Annotated in this window: 14 protein-coding genes; all 14 read right to left on the bottom strand. The window is 41.0% G+C overall.

The window, feature by feature from the left end:
* Window positions 1–847 precede the first annotated feature (847 nt).
* The gene (locus QH73_RS06390) at window positions 848–3,058 is read right to left on the bottom strand and encodes a glycosyltransferase family protein (RefSeq protein ID WP_039715661.1); all 2,211 of its coding nucleotides are present in this window, start codon (window positions 3,056–3,058) and stop codon (window positions 848–850) included.
* 45 nt (window positions 3,059–3,103) lie between these two features.
* Window positions 3,104–4,816, bottom strand: a complete 1,713-nt coding sequence (locus QH73_RS06385) for a glycosyltransferase family 39 protein (protein ID WP_039715660.1) — start codon at window positions 4,814–4,816, stop codon at window positions 3,104–3,106.
* A gap of 137 nt (window positions 4,817–4,953) precedes the next feature.
* Complete coding sequence (locus QH73_RS06380) at window positions 4,954–6,657, bottom strand: hypothetical protein (protein ID WP_039715659.1); 1,704 nt, start codon at window positions 6,655–6,657, stop codon at window positions 4,954–4,956.
* Window positions 6,658–6,701: 44 nt separating this feature from the next.
* The gene (locus QH73_RS06375) at window positions 6,702–7,769 is read right to left on the bottom strand and encodes an NAD-dependent epimerase/dehydratase family protein (protein ID WP_039715658.1); all 1,068 of its coding nucleotides are present in this window, start codon (window positions 7,767–7,769) and stop codon (window positions 6,702–6,704) included.
* A gap of 5 nt (window positions 7,770–7,774) precedes the next feature.
* Window positions 7,775–8,491 carry a class I SAM-dependent methyltransferase gene (locus QH73_RS06370; RefSeq protein WP_039715657.1) on the bottom strand — a complete coding sequence of 239 codons (717 nt, stop codon included), beginning with the start codon at window positions 8,489–8,491 and terminating at the stop codon, window positions 7,775–7,777.
* A 38-nt stretch (window positions 8,492–8,529) separates the two neighbouring features.
* On the bottom strand, window positions 8,530–9,801 hold the full coding sequence (locus QH73_RS06365) for a glycosyltransferase (protein WP_201277959.1): 1,272 nt from the start codon (window positions 9,799–9,801) through the stop codon (window positions 8,530–8,532).
* A gap of 63 nt (window positions 9,802–9,864) precedes the next feature.
* The gene (locus QH73_RS06360; protein ID WP_039715656.1) at window positions 9,865–10,929 is read right to left on the bottom strand and encodes an NAD-dependent epimerase/dehydratase family protein; all 1,065 of its coding nucleotides are present in this window, start codon (window positions 10,927–10,929) and stop codon (window positions 9,865–9,867) included.
* Between the two features lie 530 nt (window positions 10,930–11,459).
* Window positions 11,460–15,074 carry an nSTAND1 domain-containing NTPase gene (locus QH73_RS06355; RefSeq protein ID WP_052290052.1) on the bottom strand — a complete coding sequence of 1,205 codons (3,615 nt, stop codon included), beginning with the start codon at window positions 15,072–15,074 and terminating at the stop codon, window positions 11,460–11,462.
* A gap of 89 nt (window positions 15,075–15,163) precedes the next feature.
* Window positions 15,164–15,673, bottom strand: coding sequence for a hypothetical protein (locus tag QH73_RS06350; RefSeq protein WP_039715655.1), 510 nt, complete (start codon window positions 15,671–15,673; stop codon window positions 15,164–15,166).
* 126 nt (window positions 15,674–15,799) lie between these two features.
* Window positions 15,800–18,250, bottom strand: a complete 2,451-nt coding sequence (locus QH73_RS06345; RefSeq protein WP_039715654.1) for an alpha-amylase family glycosyl hydrolase — start codon at window positions 18,248–18,250, stop codon at window positions 15,800–15,802.
* Window positions 18,251–18,272: 22 nt separating this feature from the next.
* Window positions 18,273–19,274, bottom strand: coding sequence for an aldo/keto reductase (locus tag QH73_RS06340; protein WP_039715653.1), 1,002 nt, complete (start codon window positions 19,272–19,274; stop codon window positions 18,273–18,275).
* A gap of 50 nt (window positions 19,275–19,324) precedes the next feature.
* Window positions 19,325–19,750 (bottom strand): ester cyclase, encoded by a 426-nt coding sequence (locus QH73_RS06335; RefSeq protein WP_052290051.1) that lies wholly within the window; start codon window positions 19,748–19,750, stop codon window positions 19,325–19,327.
* A gap of 17 nt (window positions 19,751–19,767) precedes the next feature.
* Window positions 19,768–20,646, bottom strand: coding sequence for an alpha/beta fold hydrolase (locus QH73_RS06330; protein WP_039715652.1), 879 nt, complete (start codon window positions 20,644–20,646; stop codon window positions 19,768–19,770).
* 189 nt (window positions 20,647–20,835) lie between these two features.
* Window positions 20,836–21,858, bottom strand: a complete 1,023-nt coding sequence (locus QH73_RS06325; protein WP_039715651.1) for an alpha/beta fold hydrolase — start codon at window positions 21,856–21,858, stop codon at window positions 20,836–20,838.
* Between the last annotated feature and the right edge of the window lie 109 nt (window positions 21,859–21,967).

Genomic DNA, 21,967 nt, shown 5'->3' with positions numbered 1-21,967 from the left:
AATTGTCATCGCTACAGACAACGGCTAGTAACGATTAGGGCTAGTTGACCCTGGAATCTCTAGATAATCTTTTTAAGCAAATAATTTTCGAGAAGGTGGACAAGCGTTCGAGAAGCGAATGAGGTACTATTTATGATTATTGGGGTAAGTTTGGGGTAAAATTCTTTTTTAAAGCCTGAAAGTATTGATAAATAAAGCTTCTTCTTGGGACTCATAAGCCCAAGGTCGGCAGTTCAAATCTGCCTTGAGCCATCGGAAAAAACTAGATGTGAAAACATAGCTGGTACAATTTGGCAGGTACAAGTACTAGAATTGTAAGCAATACAACAATAAGTGGAGGATAGTAGAAAACCCAACCTACTATCCTTTTTTTACTTAGCAATATCTCTCTCGATCGAAAAGCGGTCGGGAAGCCCAAAACCACGTACATTCATGTCGCAGACGTAGGGCGACTCGGCGTTGCTTTTTAGCTGTTCAATTTTCTTGATTTCTTATGCCAAGCGTAATAGCATAAGAAAAGCGATAATCTGCGAGTTTAAAGTAAAGGCGAAGAAAATCCAGCTCAATGCAATAGATGAGGCGATTAGCACCTCTTAGTTCATTCAAAACAAGCAGAGCGTAGGCATTAACCAAGACAATAGCATTTGCTGTTCTACCTAAGTTACCAATGACTGTTTAGCTATACATAATACGAGCGGTTCGTCCCCAACTAACACTTTGATTAACACAATCAGATTTATCGCAAGGCTTTAACATCCCAAGGTGTATCTTGTAAGAAATATAGCCACAGCATAGTTTCTAGCACTCCTTTTCTTATTTTAACTCTGCCCAAGCAACAAAAGAGGAATCAGATATGTAGTGATAAAAAATTTATTTCTATGGTTGGTGAGTATAAGAGAGAATTAGTTGCATGGAACCTGAATGACTGGACTTGAGCGGGTAATTGTCTGCGAAAGAAAGACAAAGCTTCATTGTCATCTTTAGGTAGGTGACTAACTATAACACCATTTTCTGAATTCTCAGGAATAATTCTGTAGTCTCGTTTGCTACCATCTGCATAAGTTACTTGCATCATTACAGGTGGGCTTCTAAACAAGCTTTTATAGATTTTACCAAAGAGAGAATACGTGAATTTAACTTTTGCAAGAATTATAGAGCGATCGCTTGCTTCTATATGCTGAGAATTATTCCAACGGACAGTTGACGTTTTACTTGTTGAAACACTTGGGAAACATCCACTCGAAGGAAGCTTTTCTAAAAGTAATAAGTTTGTTGGATAAGAAAATTGATTTGGTTCGATAGACTTAGATAGATAAGAATTTAATTTATAGTTACAAAAAATATAAGTAAAAGTTCTAGGTTCATCAAAAAAAGGATGTCTACCATCTATGGCAGAAAAATCATAGAAGATATAGTCTCTCGGCTCTGCTGATAAACTTTTAAAGTTAATGTTATCAAGAGCAGTTGTATAAGCTGAGTAAGATTGAAATATTGGTCGCGGCTTCCAGTTTAGGTCGTTTGCTGCTACTAATGATATTTCCCAAGGAACAATATCAATTTTTTTATTTTTTATTATGCTTGTCATACTAGTAGGTAATTTTTTTGCAGCTAAATTATTGTTGCTATTTGCTCGTACGCTAGCCTGTAAAGAAATTACATTAAATAATTGTGATAAATTTGCGATCGCCATATCTGGAGTAACAGAGCGAGGACTACTAGCTCCTAATGGTATCCAAAATATAAAAGCTATAATTAAGGCGTAAAGACATAGCAGATAAGAAAATTTTTGAGCGCGTATTGCTCTCAGTTTTGGTATAGATAATGAGACTATAATCAACGTACACCAACTAAAAATAATAATATGATTAGCACTATGGCGTACAAATCCATGCTTAAAAGCTAAAAATAAACATAGAAACAAAGCTAATGCAAAACCCAACTTTCCTACTCTTGCGACTAAAACTAAAAGAATAGATATTAAAATTAGTTCTGATACTGCAAGAAATAACTCTCGTCGGGGACCAACAAGGCTCATGGCACTAGAATAGTTAGATGCCATATCTATAGAGTTTTTAAAATAATCTATCAAAGAAGGATAAGAGTAAAAAATGATTGCAAAAAAACAAACACAGTAAATTACGTAAAATACGCACCAACTTACAGTCCAAACAACAGATTTACTACTGAAGTTCTCTCTCTTAATAATTTTTTCTCCTATTTTAAGAACGATCTTACGGTTTAGCTTTAGCTGAAGAACCCAAGCTAGCGATCCAGCAGCACTAGAAAAAACAAGACAAACTAGTATCTTATGGAAGTTTGATACGTAGTAATCTGGTGATAATAGTAGGAAAGATACTGATATTGCGGCTAATAATGAATCTATTAAGGCAAAAAGACTGATAAGATAATTTGAGTTTTTCTTAATACAACTAAAAAGATTTCCAAAAAAGAATAGAACGAGAGAACCAATAGTAGCTATCCCAAGAGTAAACTTGGTTAATAGACAGAAACCCGCAAAAGCACCTAAACTTACAGCACACAATCTAATTAACTTTATAGGTAAGCGATCGAGTATAGATAAAATAATTAAAAATATAAATAAGATTTGATAATCCACTGATATATTTTGATAAGTCACTGATACGTTTATCGAAATCAGAAAAAACCAGCTTGAGAACAGCGCTAATTTTTGTGAACTCGTCTTTAGATTTACTATTTTTAAAGAGACCGCTACAAACAAAATGAAGTATACAATAAAACGAAATTTTGTTACTGTGAAGAAATTTTGCTCTAACGCTGCTCCATGAATTAAGTATCCAAGCGGACCGTAGGTGAATATGATGTCTTTCCCAAAAATCAGTTTGTCTACAGCTGCGCGGCTAATAGCAAATTGCCAAGATAACTCTAAATCTGTTCCTAAGCTATTTGGTATTGGTATGAAAATTAAAAAACAGTAGATTAAGACGATTGCCCAAAGTATAAAAAATAGAGAATGTTTAATTATTTGAATATAGTATTGCGCATTATGCGCAATCGACTTATAGTTTTTTTGATTCATCGATAATTAGTTTTATTACAATCAAAATTGCTAATGACTAATCGTTCAGCCGTTCGTAGTTTTATGTAAAACAACAATTTTATCTGGTCCAAAAGGAAGCCATCTTTTTAAAGGATATCGTTTCACTTCTTCATAACCAGTAAATGCTGCAAAGGAAACTACATAATCATCTTTATCAACCCACCAAAAGCTCCGATTATGTTTAGGCTTATACTTAGAATCATATAAATACCAGCCATTAAATTCAAAGCCACCATCTATATGGTTAGGGGTTATCTGAAATTCTTGCATTAAATTATTTAAAGCTTGCCAGCGAATTCGGTTCCAAGATAAGTAGTCATGTGTTGCCCCAAGAGTAAATGCTCCGAAAACTAAAATAGTACTTAGGGCAATAACAATAGCTGTAGAGTTATTTTTTTTATCATTAATGTTTATGAAAGGTAGTGCAACGAGCATTATTAACAAAGGGATTAAAAAAATTAAATAGCGATCGAATAATATTCCTATACCTAGAGGAAAAAAATAGATGAGAATTGTAGATAAAATGAAAACGCTCAACCATTTTTTACTCAATTCAGAGATAAAATTTTTAGAAAAAATTTGCCAAATACTAAAAAATAAATACATAATTAAGATAGCAGCTCCTATGCCTCCTACTACTGTTACAAATACCCAAAATATTTTGAGAGCGTCTGGTATGATTATCTCATTGAAACTATAGTAGGTATCACGTAGAAATAAAGGTCCGAACCCAAACTTAGATAAGATATTATTTGGATATGGTATTAACTTATTAGATATTATTAATCTTCCTACTATTATAGTAGAAATAGAGGCAACAAAAAATAAACCAATGTTTTTTTGTTGACAAGTAAAGTTTTTAAATTTAACTGGCAACAAAATAACTAGAAATGGAAATATAAATAGACCTAAATAAACTAGAGAAACGATAGTTTGAGAAGTAAACTTGTAAAGAATATATTCAATTCCTTTTTCTGATAAAATATTGAATATATTTTTGACCTGGGTGCCGTAAGCATTGTGATTTGCTAAGTGTAAAGTCAGCCATTTTTGATAAATGAACTGTACTAACAAGCCTAAGCTTGCTGGAAAAAAACCTTTAAAAAAATTTTTACTATTAAACCCATTTTTAAATAGATACGCACAGCCAAAAGCTAGAAGTATTGCCATTGCTAATTGACGGATTAGTAAAGCTACACAGACAATAAAGACACCAATATAAATTTCTATGCCTGAATTCTTCCTAAGTCCACGTATTAAAAATAGCAAGGACAAAATAGCAAAAGCAAAAAAAGGAACATCGGTCATAAATGTATTAGAAAGTAAAAAATATAACGGATTAACTGCAACTATCAAAGTGCCGCAAAGAGCAATTTTAGGTGATAACTTTACTTCTCTAAAGAGTCCATAAGTAGACAAAATACCTATTAAACCCAAGGTTAAAGTTGAGAATCTAAGAGCAGTAAAAGAAAAACCAAATGGTAGGCAAAACAAAGCTCCCCATAAAATTTGAGAGAATAGATTCATGCCATTCCAACTTGAGAAATAAAAATCGCCTTGTTCAATAATAGATTTTACAGATTTTCCGAATGCCCAGTCATCAATAAGAGGAAAATCGCCTAAAGGATTAACCAAGACAATCATAAAAACCCAAAAAACAGCGATCGCAAATACATTAATTGCTTCAGTTCTATCTAGATTAACAGTTAATTTTGGGATGCGTTGATTTAGATTCATGTCTTCGACCTTTAATTACTCAAATCAATTCTTTTTATTATTTTTAGGTATCGTACGAATTTAATAATTTTTTGAAATGTCTTTTGAGCGATCGCTTAAAAACCATGAATGGAAAAATTAGTTTTGATTTAAAATTTTTATTCCACCACGTTTACCTTAATTTCACCATTCAACTTGATAAATTGCTTATCCGCAGGTTCGTATATCCAAGCTTTAATTACAGTCTCTCCAAGCGGCAGAAACTTAGTTGAAATATTAGCGTTCCATCTGATTTTATTGATGCGATTAAAGTTGAAAGCTTTAGCAATGTTAGAACTACCTGGGTTTACAAGCACATCAGCAAAAAAAGATTTGCTACTCCCATAAGAAAACAGTACTATTTTCGGAAGTTCTTGACTATTCGGTAGCGTACACCACCCGCTCAAATTTATACGTCCATTTCTACTATTTGTTATAGAGTTTTTTGTTGTAGAGGGATAGTCTAAACTCCCATAGCTCTTGATTGGCTTAGTCATGAAAGATATATCTTTTGGAAACTCTCTCAAACCTATTTCTTCCAATGTTTCTGCATAATTTTTTAGCTGACTATTAAAAGAAAGTGGAAGCAAACCTTCAAAACATTTATGTTCAGTTCCTTCTATAAATTTTATTAACGCTAGGCAAGTTTCACCAGCTTGTCTTTGTAAATGAAGAGAACTGATTTGGGGAAGTTGATTAATGGAATTCATCAGAAAAAGACCCAGCACAATCCCAATAATGAAACTATTGTTTGATAAAAATATTTGCGACAAATGGATGGTAGAAATAATTAGTAATATTGAAGAGGTTATATATTTCACTGACATGGCATGTCCAACTCCATAGCCTGCTCTACCTAGAGTAGTTACAAGAGCGAAGAGAATTGCAAATAAACCTATTGATATCCAAGATGCTACTTCTAAGTCTATATTTAACATGAAGTTAGTTTTTTTGACAAAGTGAAATGTTAACAATAGAAAAACTCCAAAAAATATTATTCCTACGAGTGTGGGAAGAATAGCCTTATATATAAGTGGAGTTCCTAGAAGAGTAAAAAAGTAATGTAAAGTCGCTAATGGATTTTTGACAAAGAAAAGCGTTGTGGGATGGTGGTTTGGTTTATGATAGTTAATAAAATAAGCAACAAGGTTTAGTAGAAATAGTAATAACCATATCGTAATTCTTATCTTTTTCTGTCTAGCATTTCCTTTAATAGACACTATTGAAGGTATTACAGCTAACCAAGTTAGCAAGCCATGCGCTAAAGAAAAACTGGCTATAAAACAAGGTATTGCAGCCAAGTACAACCTTTTTGGGTAGTTATTTGATAAAGAAATAATTAAAACAGCTGTTGCTAAACAAGTATTAACTAAGAACCATGCTAATTGAAATCCCCATAACCAGTTTTCATACTGAACTATAGAAAACAGCAATACGCAGGTTAAAATATTGGTTAAATGCTTTGATACGTTGAGATTATTTTTTGCATTCAAAGTTGAAATTTTGTAAAATATCAAAAAAGTTATTACCACTAAAAATACACTGAAATACGATTCGTATCTAATATCCCAGTTAGATACAAAAGCCAAAATAGTATATATAATTTTTGGAAATAATATGCGATGTTCGTTATGCTGAGCAAAAAAATCTACAAAACTCACTTTTCCTTTAATAATTTTTTCAAACAAATTAACTAAGCTCCATTGATCCCAAAAAGGAGCATTTACGCTAAAAATAGCGATAAAACATAGGGTAACTGCTGGCGGAATTAGATAGGCAAATAATAAGGCTATATTAAATTTAGAAATTGTAGTTTTGTACATAAAAGAAGCTTTAGCCTTCCTATTGCTGGTGTCACAACTAATCCTTAAAGAAAAATCTCGCTAACTTGTTGCTCGAATTTATGCAGCCACTCATAAATTTCAGTTAGAGTTGTTTTTGCATCTTTCTGAGGTTGCCATCCAGTGGCATACATGACCTTGCTAGAGTCTGTGATAAAAATTGGGACATCACCCATTCGAGAGGCTGGAAGGGGAGTAATTGGTATGCTATGCCCGCAGATTTCCTGGCAAAGCTGCGTCGTCTCGCAGAGTGAAAGTGTATTGTTTACCCCGCCGCCTACATTAAATGTCTGTCCGGCTAATTTTGATAATTGATGAATTTGCAGGTCAATTAAGTTTAGAAGATCGCTTACATGTAAAAAATCTCGTACCTGCTTGCCCGTTCCACCGTAGCCAATGTATTTCAACGATCGCTTGAAGTAGTGAAATGCCATCCACAGAGCAAATACGCCTTGATCGACTTTGCCCATTTGCCAGGGTCCAGTCAGCACGCCACAGCGGTTAATTATAGTTCTTAGTCCATAAGCCTCGGCATATTCAGCCACCAACAGCTCTGATGCTAACTTAGTAGCACCGTAAAGCGATCGCGACCCATTTAAAGGAAAATTCTCAGCAACACCTTGGCTCGATGCTCCTGGTAAATTTTGTTGCTCTAAGAGTTGAAACCGTGTTTCTGTCTCTTTAAACTGCAAACTACTAAGGCTCTTAATTGGATAGATTCTACTAGTAGAAAGAAAAATAAAATCTGCCTGAGTTTGTCGAGCCAATTCCAGACAGTTTATAGTTCCCACCAAATTTGTTTGTAGTACGTACCCTGGAGACGCATATCCCGCTAAAACTGATGGCTCTGCGGAACACTCTACAATTAAATCGGGTTTAAGTGCCACTGGATCGAGATCTTCTTGATTTCGTACATCTCCATGAATAAACTGAATACCTGCTTGCTTCAGTCGAGGTAAATTTAGCTCTGAACCCCGCCGCTTGAGGTTATCTAAAGCAGTAATCTGCCAGTCAGGATAGCGCTGAGCCAACCCCAACGCTAGAGTACTACCTACAAAACCTGCTCCTCCTGTAATCAAAACTTGTCGAGTCATTAGATCTATCTCCCGATTGCTGGTAATTCATTAACTTTGGGAGGTTTAACTGCTTTCACAAACATTTGCCCTCCTAAAAACCTCCACAGGATTCTCAATTTAAGGTAGAGTCTTAAAAGCTGAGGTGAGGTGAGTTTACCCTTTGTTGAATAGGGTAGGAATCTAGGAATTAACACATTAATTTCAAAGCCTACAGTCTCTAGTATTTCTTTCAAAGAAAGATGGGTTAGTGGTAACTCATGATCGATAAAGTCATAGTATTCCTTAAACGAGTACTTAAAGTTGGGTTGAAGAATTAACAGCGAACCGCCAGGTTTCAGACGATCCCAGCAAAACAATAGAATCTCAATTAACTCCTCTTTATTATTTAAATGCTCGAAAAAGTTAGAAATAAAGATGCGATCGACACGCTTTGTAAATAAATCTCGCTCTTTAGAATCTAGAAGATTGATATGGGCAACCCCAACATCAGAATTGGCAAAGACTTGAGAGTCAGGATTTAAGTCAATTAAATACTTCTCTTTTGCTTGAACGTGATTGATAAACTCGCAATATCCCCCCCCAATATCTAATACAACTGAGTCTCGTCCAACATATGCTTGTAAAAAATTCTCTATTAGAACTTTCCACAGAGCATTTTTAGCTTTTTTCTCTTTATAACTAAATCGATTATTGTAAAGTTTTTTTAGATAGTTTTCCTGGTTTAAATGTGAAACAACCATAACTTTATCAGTTTCCTCGAATTAAAAAGTATTCCTTTTCAGACCGATCTACGAATTGCAGGTTGTAAGTTCTTCCGAACATAATCTCCTCTAGAAAGTTTCTTTTCTAGAAAGATACAGAGGGCAATAAATAAATAACGGCTCCCCATCTCTTTTAGCTTTAACTTGGAAACTCCTGTTGTACGATTGCGCCAGGAAATTGGTATAACTGCGTAAGAGTAGCCTCGCGCGATCGCTTTAAGTGGAATTTCAACTGTAAGATTGAAGTGATGAGATAAAAGTGGATAAACTCCCTTAATGACTTCTCGACGATAAGCCTTAAAAGCATTAGTCGTGTCGTTGAAGTTTAAGCCAAATAAGACTTGAATAAACAAATTGGCTAAACGATTCACAAGCAACTTATGAACTGGATAATCAATGACTTTTCCACCTTTAATAAAGCGAGAACCAAACACGCATTCGTAGCCTTGACACAGCTTATAGTAGTAAGCAACTATGTCTTCTGGAGCGTCAGAGCAATCTGCCATTACAATCGCTACAGCATCCCCTTGAAAATTTTCCAAACCGCAGCGAACCGCAAAACCAAAACCATTCGGATAATAGTTATTAATGTAGGTTACTTTGGGATTTTGTAAGCGAAGCTGTTGTAAAACTGCTTCTGTGCGATCGCGGCTATTATCGTTAACTACTAAAATGTCGTAAGGGATGTACTTCTCTTCTAAAACTTGGCTAATCGCTTGAATTGTTTGAGCAATACAATCCTCTTCGTTATAAGCTGGAATGACTATTGAAAGAACCAGGTTAGGTTCAATATTTACAGAGGATACAGGTAGTTTAGTTGAATTTGACGGACTTGCTAAAGCTGGTGCTAATCCTTCTGGATAATAAAGTTCGGTCTTTTTTCTAGTTTGAAATACTAAGCGATCGCTAATTATATAGTTAAGAATAGCACCCAATAGTACGCCTATGAGGGTATTAGTTTGAGGGCTAAAACTTAACCAATCGAGGATAGGGAAAAGAGTTAAACGTACAATTATGCTCGAACTAGCAGATACATGATAGAGCGGTAACTGTCGCCACAAAACTTTTTCTAGCCTCCAATCACCACCAGTCCATACCCAAATACGGTAGATGAAAAAACTAAATAATAAGGAGACCTCCATTGATATTGCATTGGCGAGATTTCGCAATTCAGGTGTATGAAACCCTAAGCGATCGATCAATATAGAAATGAGCCAAATATTCAGTGCTGCTGCTATACCCCCACCAATGAAAAATTTAACTGTTCGTTGTTGAAATATTTTTTGCATCACTACCACTCCAATATAAATGAAGCTAAGAGAGGAATTCGCCCTACTTAAGCTGGCTATTTTTTAATTCCAACGGCTAGTATTTTGAATGTAAATTTCTTTGACAATGTTTTTAATACCATAAGTCAAGTTCCAGTCTGGATAATGCTGTTGAAACTTCTGAACATCACTAATCCACCAGACATGATCTCCAATTCTATTAATCTCTTCATAAGTCCAATTCAGTTTTTTCTCAGCGATCGCTTCACATTCTTGAATCGCTTCTAATATCGAGCAATTGCTGAACCGACTTCCCCCAATGTTGTAAACTTCAGCAACACGAGGAGCTTGGTAAAAATGATAGAAAGCATTGACCAGATCGTAGCTATGAATATTGTCTCGAACTTGCTTGCCCTTGTAGCCATAAACCCGATAAGGTTTTCCCAACATCGTGCATTTCATTAAATAAGATAGAAACCCATGTAACTCAGTACCTGAGTGACTAGGACCTGTTAAACATCCGCCCCGAAAGCTAGCAGTTTTCATGCCAAAGTAACGTCCGTATTCTTGGACTAATACATCTGCTGCAACCTTGGAAGCTCCAAATAAGGAATGCTTACATTGGTCGATACTCATGGTTTCATCAATGCCGACATTATATGGATGTGCTGCCTCAATTTCCCAGCGCCACTCTTGCTCGACTAGTGGTAATAAATTGGGTGTATCTCCATAAACTTTATTAGTAGAACAAAAAATGAAAACCGCATTTGGACAAATTTGGCGGGTATTTTCTAGTAAGACCAAAGTACCGTTAGCATTGACTGTAAAATCAGTGTAGGGGTCGCGAGCTGCCCAGTCATGTGAAGGCTGAGCTGCTGTATGAATAATTAAGCTAATGTCTGTGCCATAGTGTTGAAATAGTTGAGTAACTGCCTCGCGATCGCGAATGTCAATATTATGATGAATGTAGCGTTCTGCATATTTTTCTAACAGGAGATCGCGATTCCATTTAGTAGAAGCATTTTCCCCAAAGAACGCTTGCCGCATATTATTATCAATTCCTACAACGGTATAACCCCGATCGCAGAAAAATCTCACTGATTCAGAACCAATTAATCCTGCCGAACCCGTGACTAGAATAATTGTCATAACTTTTTATAGTAGCTTTAGCATGTATCTGTTGTCAGATTGCAGCTTCATAACTACCTCTAGTAGCTCTTAAAGCTAAATTAAAAAAAGCTTAAAATAGTCCTTGAATAGTTTACTAGTAGGTAATAGTAAGTTGAAGTACTACTTTAGGAAGCAATCTAGTCTCCATATTCTGCTAGAAGCTATATTTTGTTAAGACAGAAAAGTTCAGGAATTGCAAAATAGTACAATTGGTAGCAAAGTCAGCAGTTCGTACAGTGAAATCGTTAATATTAAAAAATCTAACTGAAAAGCTTAGCCGTAAATACTAAGCAACACGAATTATACTCAATTTATTTTATCAAAGTAAGTATATAGAGATTCTCGTAATGATGCGATATATTCGTAGGGACGCACAGCTGCGCGCCCCTACAAAGCTTGTGTTTCCTCCGATTGAAAAAGGCTGTATCGCTAAAAACAAGATTAGCTCTATCAAACAAAATCTTAGTAGCAGAAGATAACTCTTCCACTTACGACTTACAAATTACGAATTACGACTTAATTTGACAGGTTTTGCTGGCTGTCTTTGCTGTTTCTGTAGCAGATGTGGTGAGAATGGAATGCGCTTGTAGTTTGTTGCAAGCTGTTTTCAACCAAGTTAAGAAACTACCACCGTGCCATAATTGTACTGTTTTATCCCAACTGCCGCTGACAATATGTTGCCCGTCGGGGCTAATTGCAATTGAGGTGACAGAAGCTTCATGCTTTTGCATCGGTTGACCGATCGCATTGCCTTGCAAATCCCACAGTCTTACCGTGCGATCGCGACTACCACTAATGATATATTCTCCATCTGGGCTAAAAGCAACGGATGTGACGATACTACCATGCCCTAAAAAAGGCTGACCGATCGCGTTGCCTTGACGATCCCACAATCGTACCGTGCGATCGCGGCTACCGCTAACGACATATTTTCCATCAGGACTAAAAGCTACTGAGTGAACTTCATCTGGATGACCGCGCCAGGGTTGACCGATAGGATTGCCCTTGAGATCCCAAACGCGAATTGTTTTGTCGTTACCACCACTCACAATCGATTGTCCATCAGGACTGACGGCAACCGAGAATACACCACCTTCATGTCCTTGAAAGGGAGGCGCGATCGCGTTACCCTGTTTATCCCACAATCGAATTGTGTCGTCTGCACTACCACTAACGATCGATCGCCCATCAGGGCTAATAGCAACCGAGAATACATCACCTGCATGTCCTTGGAAGGGACGCGCGATCGCATGACCCTGTTTATCCCACAATCGTACCGTGCGATCGTTGCTACCACTGGCAATATACTGTCCGTCAGGACTAATAGCAATTGAGGTGACAGCACCTTGATGACCTTGTAATTGAGTTAGAGGCTTTCCAGATTTATCCCACAACTGAATTGTCTTGTCAGCACTGCTACTTGCAACGTACTGCTCATCGGGACTAATGGCTACAGCTAAAATTTTATCCTGGTGTCCCGTCAGAGTGCGATCGCTTTCAAAATCGGCTCGATTCCACAAACGCACCGTACTATCTTCGCTACTACTAACAATTGTTTCTCCATCGGGGCTAAAGCCAACTGAGTAAAGATAATATTCGTGTCCGATAAGTGGTTGACCGATTTGATGTCCTTTTAAATCCCACAACCGAATTGTTTTATCGTCGCTGCCACTCAAAATATACTTTCCATCGGGGCTAAAAGTGACTGCACGGACAAAATCTTCGTGTCCGGTGAAGGGTTGACCGATCGCATTGCCCCTGAGATCCCACAAGCGCATCGTATTATCGGCACTACCACTCGCGATCGCTTTTCCGTCTGGACTGAAGGCAACTGCAAAAACCTGGTCTTGATGACCCCGAAAAGGCTGGCTGCGCAGATTTCCTTGTTTGTCCCACAGCCTAATCGTGTTGTCATTACCACCGCTAGCAATATATTCTCCATTAGGACTGAAGGTAACTGACCAAACTTCGCCTTGATGTGCTTGAATTGGCTTACCTACAGGCTTGCCTTGTAAATCCCATAATCTGACTGTGCCATCATCGCCGCCGCTAACTATATATTTTCCATCGGGACTGAAGGCAACTGATTTGACATGATTAACATGACCTTGGAACGGTTGACCGATCTCCTGACCGGATTTATCCCACAATCGTACTGTACCATCGGCGCTACCACTGACTATATACTGTCCGTCAGGGCTAAAAGCAATGGAGAAAACGCCGCGCTGATGTCCTTGAAAAGGTTGACCGATTGGCTTTCCAGATTTATCCCACAGTCGTATAGTTTTATCGATGCTACCACTAGCAATAATTTGACCATCGGGGCTAAAAGCAGCTACCCAAACAGCACCCTGATGTCCTCTGAGGGCATTGCGTTCTGTCGGGACGGCGATCGCATCCCGTAAACTAGAACGTACTTGCGGTAATATCTGCGCAAATCGATCGCCAAATCGGTCTATACTCTCACCAGTGAGGGCGATCGCACTCGTTACTCCTGCTACTGGGTTAAAGTTGAGTAAGTTGGTAGCTTGATTTGCCCGTTCGCGCAACCATAAAATTGTCCTCTGTCGTTCGGCTTGATGCCATTGCACCCCTGCCAAAAGTGCGAGTCCGGCAAAAATAATGGATGCGCCGGAAACTGCTATGAGTTGTCGCTTTCTGCGTGTTTCTGCTTCCCAAAGACGGCGATCGCGTTCTGCTATACTGGCATCGATAAATTGATTTTCTAACCCAGTTAAGCCACCCAAGCGATCGAATTCTTGCTTTTGTCGTAGTTCTTCTACCCGTTGCAACTTGGAACCACTCCAGAGTTCATCTGACGGCGTACCTGCATCTTGCCAGCGTTGGGCATCTTCTGACAATCGATTGCGAATGGCGATCGCTTCTTTACTATCTTCGATCCATTCTTTCAGAGTTGACCAAGAGTTAATTAAAATTTCGTGGGCGATTTCTACAGTCGATTGTTCTTGACGATTGGTAACTAATAAGTTGCTATCAATCAATCGATTTAAAATGTTTTGAACTAATTGATTATCAAATTCAGTCAACTGGGCGCGACGACTGACAGCTTTTCCTACTATATTGAATTCTTGTTCTGTCGCAGTTAGATCGATTAATCTCAGAAAAATTTGTTTTGCTGCCAGTTGCTCTTGTGGTTGTAAATGCTGATAAATGCGATCGACATGAGTTTGCAATGCACCACGCACGCCACCTAATTTTCGATAAGTTTTAATATTTAAAGTGCGGTCTGAAATATCTTCATGCTGCCAAAGTAAATCTAAAGTATATTGTAATAAAGGTAAAGAGCCAGCTTGTCCTTGAATATCTCGAATAATTTCTTCTACTAATCCAGCTTCAAAAATAACACCATGATGGGCAGCAGGTTGTTCGATCGCCTGTCTTAACTCGTCTGGGTGCATATCGGTGACGAGATGAATATTCTGCTGAGCGATTTTACCTAAGTTTGGATAGGGGCTAAAACGATCTAAAAAATCTGCCCGCATTGCCAAGATAATTTTAACAGACTGCCGATTCGACTTAGCAATAGCAACTATATTGTCAATAAATTTTTTGCGTTGTTCTAAATCTTGGCATAAGGTAAAAGCCTCTTCAAACTGATCGATAAATATGAGCCATTGAGAACTTTTTTCTTTCAGTGAATGAATGCCTTGATTTAGAGGAGTTTTAAAGTTTTCAAAAGTAGATTCTACTTCGGATTGCTTATAGCCTTTACCAATCAAACTAATTCGGAAAGATTCAAAGGGGTTTCTGTCAGGGGTAAATGTAAAGTCGCGAAATTTAGCACCTAGTCTTTCAGCAAGTTGAGGGATAATTCCAGCTCGAACTAAAGATGACTTGCCACTCCCAGACGCACCCAAAAGTAGGATAAAATTACTTTGACTAACAATTTCAATTAAATTGGCAATCAAGCGATCGCGACCGAAGAAAAGATCTTTATTATTACATTCAAACTTTTTCAGTCCTCGATAAGGCGAAGTTGGATTGAGCGGACGAGTTTGAATTGCAGAAGCAGTGACTTGGAGAATCTGGTTAATCGTAAAAACATTCCCATCTCCTAATGCAATATCACCGAAGCTTTGTACTTGTTGTTGACTGTTTAGCATTTTTTTTCATGTGAGCGGCTGGTGGTTAGTGGCTAGTGGCTGGATTCTTTTCTAATCACCAGTCACAAGTCACAAGTCACTGATAACTGTTAAACAATCATGGCAATGATATTAGCAATAGCCAAGGCAGGATCGGCAAATTCTGCTACTTTTTTACAACAACTTTCTAAAGCGCTTCCTGCTTGAGTCAGTAAATTTTTATCTGGTTTGGGCTTAGTAATTTCTTCTTCTACAACTGAAATCGTTGCCTCAGCATTTTTCTTTTCCAATACATTCAGCTTCTCAGTTTGAGCAATTCCTTGTTTAAGCGTTTGCAATAAGTCTAAAGCTTCTTGAATTTCTTTTTTAGCAAATTCACCTGTGTTTGTACTACGAGCTAAATTTACAGAGCCTTCAGCAGAAATCTGATTAGCATCAAAAGTGTTGCCGCTGCCAAGGGTGACGTTACCAAAAGATTGAGATTGCTGGTTTCTACTTGAAGGTGTTACACCTGCTGGAGAATTTAAAGCTGTGGCTAGCTGAGATTGCAGGGCAATTTTTTCTTCTGGAGTGAAGGTTTTAATGATGTCTAAAACATCTTCGACTGTGTATTTTGGCATGATTGAGTAAGTCAAAAATTAAAAGTCAAAAATCAAAAATTTCCAAACGTGAATTAATGCGAATAAATTATAATATCCTAACCAAAAATTCCATTGCCCCCCTTTTGAAGGGGGGGTTGGGGGGATCTAAATTCGTTGCAAGACAACAAATCCGTTCGCTGGAATGACAACATTAATCCACCCATTGCTAGAACCAATAGATCCGCCTAAGTTGCCGACACTATTTCCCCCATACGGTTCGGCATCGCTATTAAAAATTTCCTGCCACGTACCATTTCCAAGACGAGAACTTTCGATCGCATATCCCGATCCAAAAGGATTATTGTTAAGACTGGCGACAATTAAACATTCTTGGGAATTATCCCAGCGTCTAAATGCAATAACTCGGTTTGCATTGTGGACGTGGATGATGTCAATATTGTGCGATCGCAATCCTGAATTGTTGAGCCGCAGTCGGATAACATCCTGATAGAATCGAAACAATCGCTGTCCGTTAGTTTGCCGTTCGCCTAGCAAATCTTCGCGGTTATCCATAAAGCCACGGTATCTGTAGGCTTTTTGCGCCCCAATTTCTTCACCCATGAGGAACATCGGCGTACCCGCACTCAGCATTGTCACGCCACAAGCAAAGTGACAGCGTGCCTCAGCAAAGCGCCGCGTCTCGCCAATTAAAGGTGCAGAGTTCACCGCAGCAACAATCGTGCGCCGCGACTCGATGCGGTTGCCACCTTCGTTGTAGTAGGAGTTACCTGCTTCGTCGTGGGATTCATGATAGACAACCTTATGACTGCCGGATGCTGCTAACGCGCCTGCGAAGTAATCCATTGCTAGCGGATCGTTATTACCATAACCAGCGGTAGGAATGAGTTTGGCGTATTCTCTTCCGGCACTGGCATCGCCAACTAAATTATGGTAGAAACTGGAATACCAAGCCGCATCAAACCCCAAACCACCATTTTCAGTCGGCTGAGTCACCCGATCCCAATCAGAATGATCCTCCGCCATCAACATCACATCTGGGCGGATCAGCTTCAACGTCCGACACCATTCTCGCAGGAATTTAGCCCCAAAAACATTGACATTACCTAACGATCTGCCGTCAGCGTGTAGTACGTTATACGAATGCATCGAAGTTGTTTGATCGACGCGGAAACCGTCAACATGAAACTCTTCTAACAGAGTCGCGGCGCTACTAATAAACATCTTGCGCACCATCTCCTCATGAAAGCGGGGAGAAAAGCCAGTAGACATGTTGTCTACATATCCGCCTTCTGGGAAGTGCCTGCCGTCAGTGTAGAAATAATTGCTAGAGTTGCCCTCGTACCAGTAATAAATGTTTTCTTCGGGAAGATCAGAATCGTAAGCCCATTGTGCGCGTCCGGCATCTGGAGAGTAGTGATTGTATACCACATCCATAATTACGGCAATACCGTTACGATGGCACTCGCGGACGAAATGCTTCAATTGGTCGCGACCACCCGCGCTGTATTCTAAAGCAAAGTAGTGGGATGTTTCATAACCCCAATTTTGCTCATCCCGAAATTCAGACATGGGCAACAATTCAACTGCATTGACACCCAAATCGACTAAGTAGGGTAGCAGTTGCAAGGCATCGGCAAAATTGCCAGGTCGATTCGTACCGTATCCCAACGCACCAATATGCAGTTCGTAGATAACGAGATCTTCAACACGACGGGGAAGGGGACGATTGGGATTAAATTCGTTTTGCCAAAACTCTGCTTCGGTAATAAAATCTTGTGAAGCTGGCGCGATCGCATTTCCAGGCTGCCTCAAAACGCGATCGGGATCGACAACTACCGAACAACTCACCGAACCATCGAGATCGCGGTAATCGCCAGTATAAGCTGCGCCGTTGGGATTGACATTTCCTTGACCTATTTGACAGCGGGAATACAAATCTGTTTTGTATTCCACTCTGCCATTCTGTTTCGTAATCCGATACATATAGGGCAGATGGTCAAAATTGGCGAAATTAGCGAGGGCGGAATTGGCGATATTTGTCTGCCAAATGCCATTGTTTTGTCGGGATAAAGCCAGCGTACCGCGTGAGGAGTCGATGCCAGAACCGTCATCGCCTATATAACCGCTAGCACCACCAAAAACCACTTCTACATTTTGAGCGTTAGGCGACCAGACGGCAAATTGAATCGCTGGTTGGGGAGCCTCGGTATAGTATTTTTGCGCTCCCAAAAGACGCGAGTGCGTGAGGTAATAGCGTTCTTGTTGCGGTTTCCCGCTGTCAGGTTGTAGGGTAAAACTGCGGTAGCGATCGCTCGAATTGCCGTCATTAATCTCAGTGGAGATGCCCCACCAATCTGCACCTGCTGGACTATCTAAAATTACACCCCAACGAAATAACCAACCAACTTGCGCATCGTCTAACTCAACTGTCGTTGTAAAGCAGGGACAACCATCTTCACCAATAGCCTGTTGCATGGGGATAGTCGTCCACTGCTCAGAATAGCGTCCGTTGCCGTCCCAGTCACCAGTTAAGCGAACGTTGGCAAAAATCTCTCTTCTTAATCCCGTGCAATACGTAAATTGAATGGTAGGCATAGCAAAACTCTTGTTAACGTTTTTATGTTTTTCTTTCGCTGTCGAGCATAGCCATCTGCCCAGCATCGTAGCGATCGCCCGCTACCGCAGTTGTCGGTACTGCCTTTTCAATCCGGGCGAGATCTGCCACAGACAGCTGCACTTCTAGCGCCCCTAGCGCCTCAGCAAGGCGATCGCGCCGACGCGCCCCAACTAGGGGAATAATGTCCGAGCCTTGCGCTAAAGCCCAGGCGATCGCGACTTGAGCCACTGTCGCCCCTTTCTCGTCGGCAATCGCCCGTAATGCCTCGACAAGGGCGAGGTTGCAATCTAGGTTTGCGCCCGTAAAGCGGGGCAGGTAGGCGCGGAAATCGCGGGCTGTTTCGGATCGTTGTTTCGACCAGTGACCGCTCAAAAGACCGCGCGATAGGACTCCATAGGCAGCGATCGCAATGCCAAGTTCGCGGGCTGTAGGCAGAATTTCAGCTTCGATACCGCGACTGAGGAGCGAATATTCAATTTGCAGCCAACTAATCGGGTGAACGGCTTGGGCGCGGCGCAGGGTTTCGGCTCCTGCTTCTGAAAGTCCGACATGGCGGACGTATCCCGCTGCAACCATTTCGGCGATCGCGCCGACTGTCTCCTCAATCGGCACTGTATGGTCTATCCGCGCTGGTTGGTAAAGATCGATGTAGTCGGTTCCTAGCCGTTTGAGCGTGTAGGCGAGGAAGTTTTTCACGGAGGCGGGACGGCAATCAACGCCAATAAAACCACCATTAGGCGATCGCATCGCCCCGAATTTGACGGCGATAAAGACATCTTCACGCCTGCGACCTTTCAGGGCTTCGCGCAAGAGCATCTCGTTATGACCCGATCCGTAGAAGTCTCCTGTATCCAATAACGTAATCCCAGCGTCGAGAGCATCGTGTATGGTAGAAATACTTTCAGCTTCATCAGCGGGACCGTAGAAGTCTGACATCCCCATCAACCCTAAACCCAAGGCAGAGACATGTGGACCGTTGTTACCGAGAGTGCGTGTCTGCATAACCTTCCTTCAAAAAGCGTTAATAGAAAGATACAAGATCGCGTCAAAAATTAATCATCAGCTGGTGGCGTTAGTCCCAGTTGCCCGAAGAAATCGAGTCGATCGAAGTAGAGATGATACTCAACAATCAGCCCATCTTCAAATCGCCAGAAATCGGATGCAGAGATATTGATGGTTCTGCCCGTAGGAGGTAAATCACCACCTGGCATAGCCAGAGGACCAGTCATGGTTCCAGTGGCGTGCAGCTCGAAGGCAAGCGTCCGGTCTGATTCGGCTGCCATACCGCGAATTTCGTGAGTAAAATCTGGTAACGCTCGGAAGTGCATCAACATCCACTCTCGGTAAGCTTCACCGCCAGTAAATGACCCTATGGGGGTGCGAACGCTGGCTGACGGGGCGATCGCGGCAGCTACCTTGTCTAGATCGTGGGCGTTCAGTGCGGCAAAGAACTGCTCGGCTTGTGCGAGTAAAGACATACAAATACTTCTCCGGCTTAACTCATTGGGTGCTTCTGGAGAAAAGCCAGGGCAGCTTGTCCGACTTCTACAGGATTCATGCTTTGCATCCCGTGAGTTGCATTCATAATGCCGCAGCGTTCTGCTTGCGGTAGCCAGTCGATCAGAAACTGCTGCGTTTCACGAAAACCAGGCATCGCCGCTTCGCTGTCCAATCCCATCGCCGCCAAGACTGGCATAGTGGGTTTTTTCTCGACTAGCCGATCTGCCTCTGACATTCTGAATCCCCAATTGGAAATTGCCGGAAAATCAATCGTGAAAGTGATATTGGCATCAACAGCAACTCTGTCCCACACGTCAATTGGATTCGTCATATCCACGGCACTCAAAAAACTGTGTCCGCAGACATCCACCATGTAGCGCTGAGCCGCACCCAGGCGATCGCCAGCTTTAAACAGATCCATTGCTCGGTTAAAGGCATTCACGTTTGCTTCCACCGCTTCTGGTGCTTCTCTCGGCAGATATGGTTCGAGCAGGATGGCAGAATGCACCATTTCGGGATAGGACAGCATGAACTGGAAGCCAATGACACCACCAAAGGAAAAAGCCAGAATGTGAGCTTTTTTAATTCCTAAATGCTCCAACAATTGTTTAGCGTGTTCTGCACCTTCTTCAATGCTCAAACTATCTTTCTCTAGGGTGCTGCCGTTGTAGCCAGCTCTGTAGTAGCTGATAAACTGGTATTTTTCAAACAGTTGGGGATAAAACTGTAGCGGTGTAATCAGGCTGTCAGCAATATTCGTACCATGAATGCACAGTACGGGTTCGCCACTCCCCACTAAAGCATATCTGAGTTCGGCGTTGTTGACTTTTGCCCGTTGGTTGTGATCGATTGACCAATCGCGACCGATATACATTGATTCTCTCCATGAAAATACTAAATTTCTTGCAAAAGGAACGCAGATGGTAACTGGTAGTTGGTAATTGGTAGTTGATTGTTGACGGTTGACAGTTGACGGTTGACGGTTGTTTTTTGCTCCCTCAGCTCCCTCAGCTCCCTCAGCTCCTCTGCCCCTCTGCTCCCTACTCCCTGCTCCCTGCTCCCTCTAGGCTGTTAGCACTTGCCGCAGCACATCATCCATTGCCTGTCTGTCTTGCTCAGTCAGAGAAAATGTCGTCAAGTGTCCGCCGATGCTGTTAACTTCCCAATACTTAGCGTTGGGAATCCTTTCAGCATCGCGCTGGCATTCTTCCGGCGGAAACATGCGATCGCCAGTGAAAGCAACCACAAACATCTGTGCTTTAATGCGGCTGAGTGCGGCAGATAGATCGCCACCAGCACTGGGGTCGGCGGCGCGGGTCTTGCGTGATTGATTAATCAAATTGTTGGGGTCTTGGGGCAGCATAAAGGCTTCCCAGAAACGAGAAACGAAATCATCCATCGAAGCAAAGCCGATCGTCCGCCAGACTTCTTCGCCTTCACGGTAGAATCCCAGTGGTGGTAGTGTCAGCGCCATGACGTGTGCTTGACGGCGCAATCCAGCTTGTACGGCTTGGGGATCGGTGTAGAAACCGTTGTTCCAAGCGGGATCGGCTAAGATCGGCTCCTCAATTGCCGTCCGCAACCACAAAAGAGTCCACGGGGAAGGCTTGGGAGCGCCCGCGATCGAAGCAGCACGTTTGACCATGTGGGGAAAGCGAACCGCCCACTCATAAGTTTGCAGCGCGCCGACAGACCAACCGAGGACTAAATACAGTTCGTCGATGCCGAATTTTTCCGTTACGAGCCGATGCTGAGCGATGACATCATCAGCAATGTAAGTTTGCGGGAAGGCTCCGCGATCGAATGGTGCGGCTGTGTTGCTGGGCGAGGAAGAGACACCATTGCCTAACAGCCCAGGTAAGATGATAAAGTATTTGCGCGGGTCGAGCGGACGATCTTCGCCAATATAGATTTCTAGAGCTTCTGGCGCTCCGCCTAAAAAATGGGGAAACAGAATCGCATTGTCTTTCGCTGCGTTCAGTTTACCGTGGGTTTTATACGCTAATTTGGCATTCGAGAGGATGAATCCGGTTGATAGTTGGAAATCACCTAAATCGAAAATTTCTGTTTGTGTTTGTTCTGGCATTTTGACCTCTAGTGGGTAGTTATCAGTTATCAGTTATCAGTTATCAGTTATCAGTGACTAGTGACTGGTGGAACCAGTGGTTAGAATTGCTCCCCTAGCTTCCTCAGCT

The organism is Scytonema millei VB511283, assembly GCF_000817735.3.
Classification (GTDB): Bacteria; Cyanobacteriota; Cyanobacteriia; order Cyanobacteriales; family Chroococcidiopsidaceae; genus Chroococcidiopsis; species Chroococcidiopsis millei_B.
The sequence above is the reverse complement of the archived record's forward strand: the minus strand, read 5'-3'. Positions and strand labels throughout refer to the sequence as shown.

Bases quoted from the DNA above. Each gene is read 5' to 3' on its own strand.
- QH73_RS06365 (WP_201277959.1), bottom strand. From the start codon at position 9,801: ATGCAAAAAATATTTCAACAACGAACAGTTAAATTTTTCATTGGTGGG.
- QH73_RS06340 (WP_039715653.1), bottom strand. From the start codon at position 19,274: ATGCAGACACGCACTCTCGGTAACAACGGTCCACATGTCTCTGCCTTG.
- QH73_RS06390 (WP_039715661.1), bottom strand. From the start codon at position 3,058: ATGAATCAAAAAAACTATAAGTCGATTGCGCATAATGCGCAATACTAT.
- QH73_RS06385 (WP_039715660.1), bottom strand. From the start codon at position 4,816: ATGAATCTAAATCAACGCATCCCAAAATTAACTGTTAATCTAGATAGA.
- QH73_RS06350 (WP_039715655.1), bottom strand. From the start codon at position 15,673: ATGCCAAAATACACAGTCGAAGATGTTTTAGACATCATTAAAACCTTC.
- QH73_RS06370 (WP_039715657.1), bottom strand. From the start codon at position 8,491: ATGGTTGTTTCACATTTAAACCAGGAAAACTATCTAAAAAAACTTTAC.
- QH73_RS06380 (WP_039715659.1), bottom strand. From the start codon at position 6,657: ATGTACAAAACTACAATTTCTAAATTTAATATAGCCTTATTATTTGCC.
- QH73_RS06325 (WP_039715651.1), bottom strand. From the start codon at position 21,858: ATGCCAGAACAAACACAAACAGAAATTTTCGATTTAGGTGATTTCCAA.
- QH73_RS06335 (WP_052290051.1), bottom strand. From the start codon at position 19,750: ATGTCTTTACTCGCACAAGCCGAGCAGTTCTTTGCCGCACTGAACGCC.
- QH73_RS06355 (WP_052290052.1), bottom strand. From the start codon at position 15,074: ATGCTAAACAGTCAACAACAAGTACAAAGCTTCGGTGATATTGCATTA.
- QH73_RS06345 (WP_039715654.1), bottom strand. From the start codon at position 18,250: ATGCCTACCATTCAATTTACGTATTGCACGGGATTAAGAAGAGAGATT.
- QH73_RS06375 (WP_039715658.1), bottom strand. From the start codon at position 7,769: ATGACTCGACAAGTTTTGATTACAGGAGGAGCAGGTTTTGTAGGTAGT.
- QH73_RS06360 (WP_039715656.1), bottom strand. From the start codon at position 10,929: ATGACAATTATTCTAGTCACGGGTTCGGCAGGATTAATTGGTTCTGAA.
- QH73_RS06330 (WP_039715652.1), bottom strand. From the start codon at position 20,646: ATGTATATCGGTCGCGATTGGTCAATCGATCACAACCAACGGGCAAAA.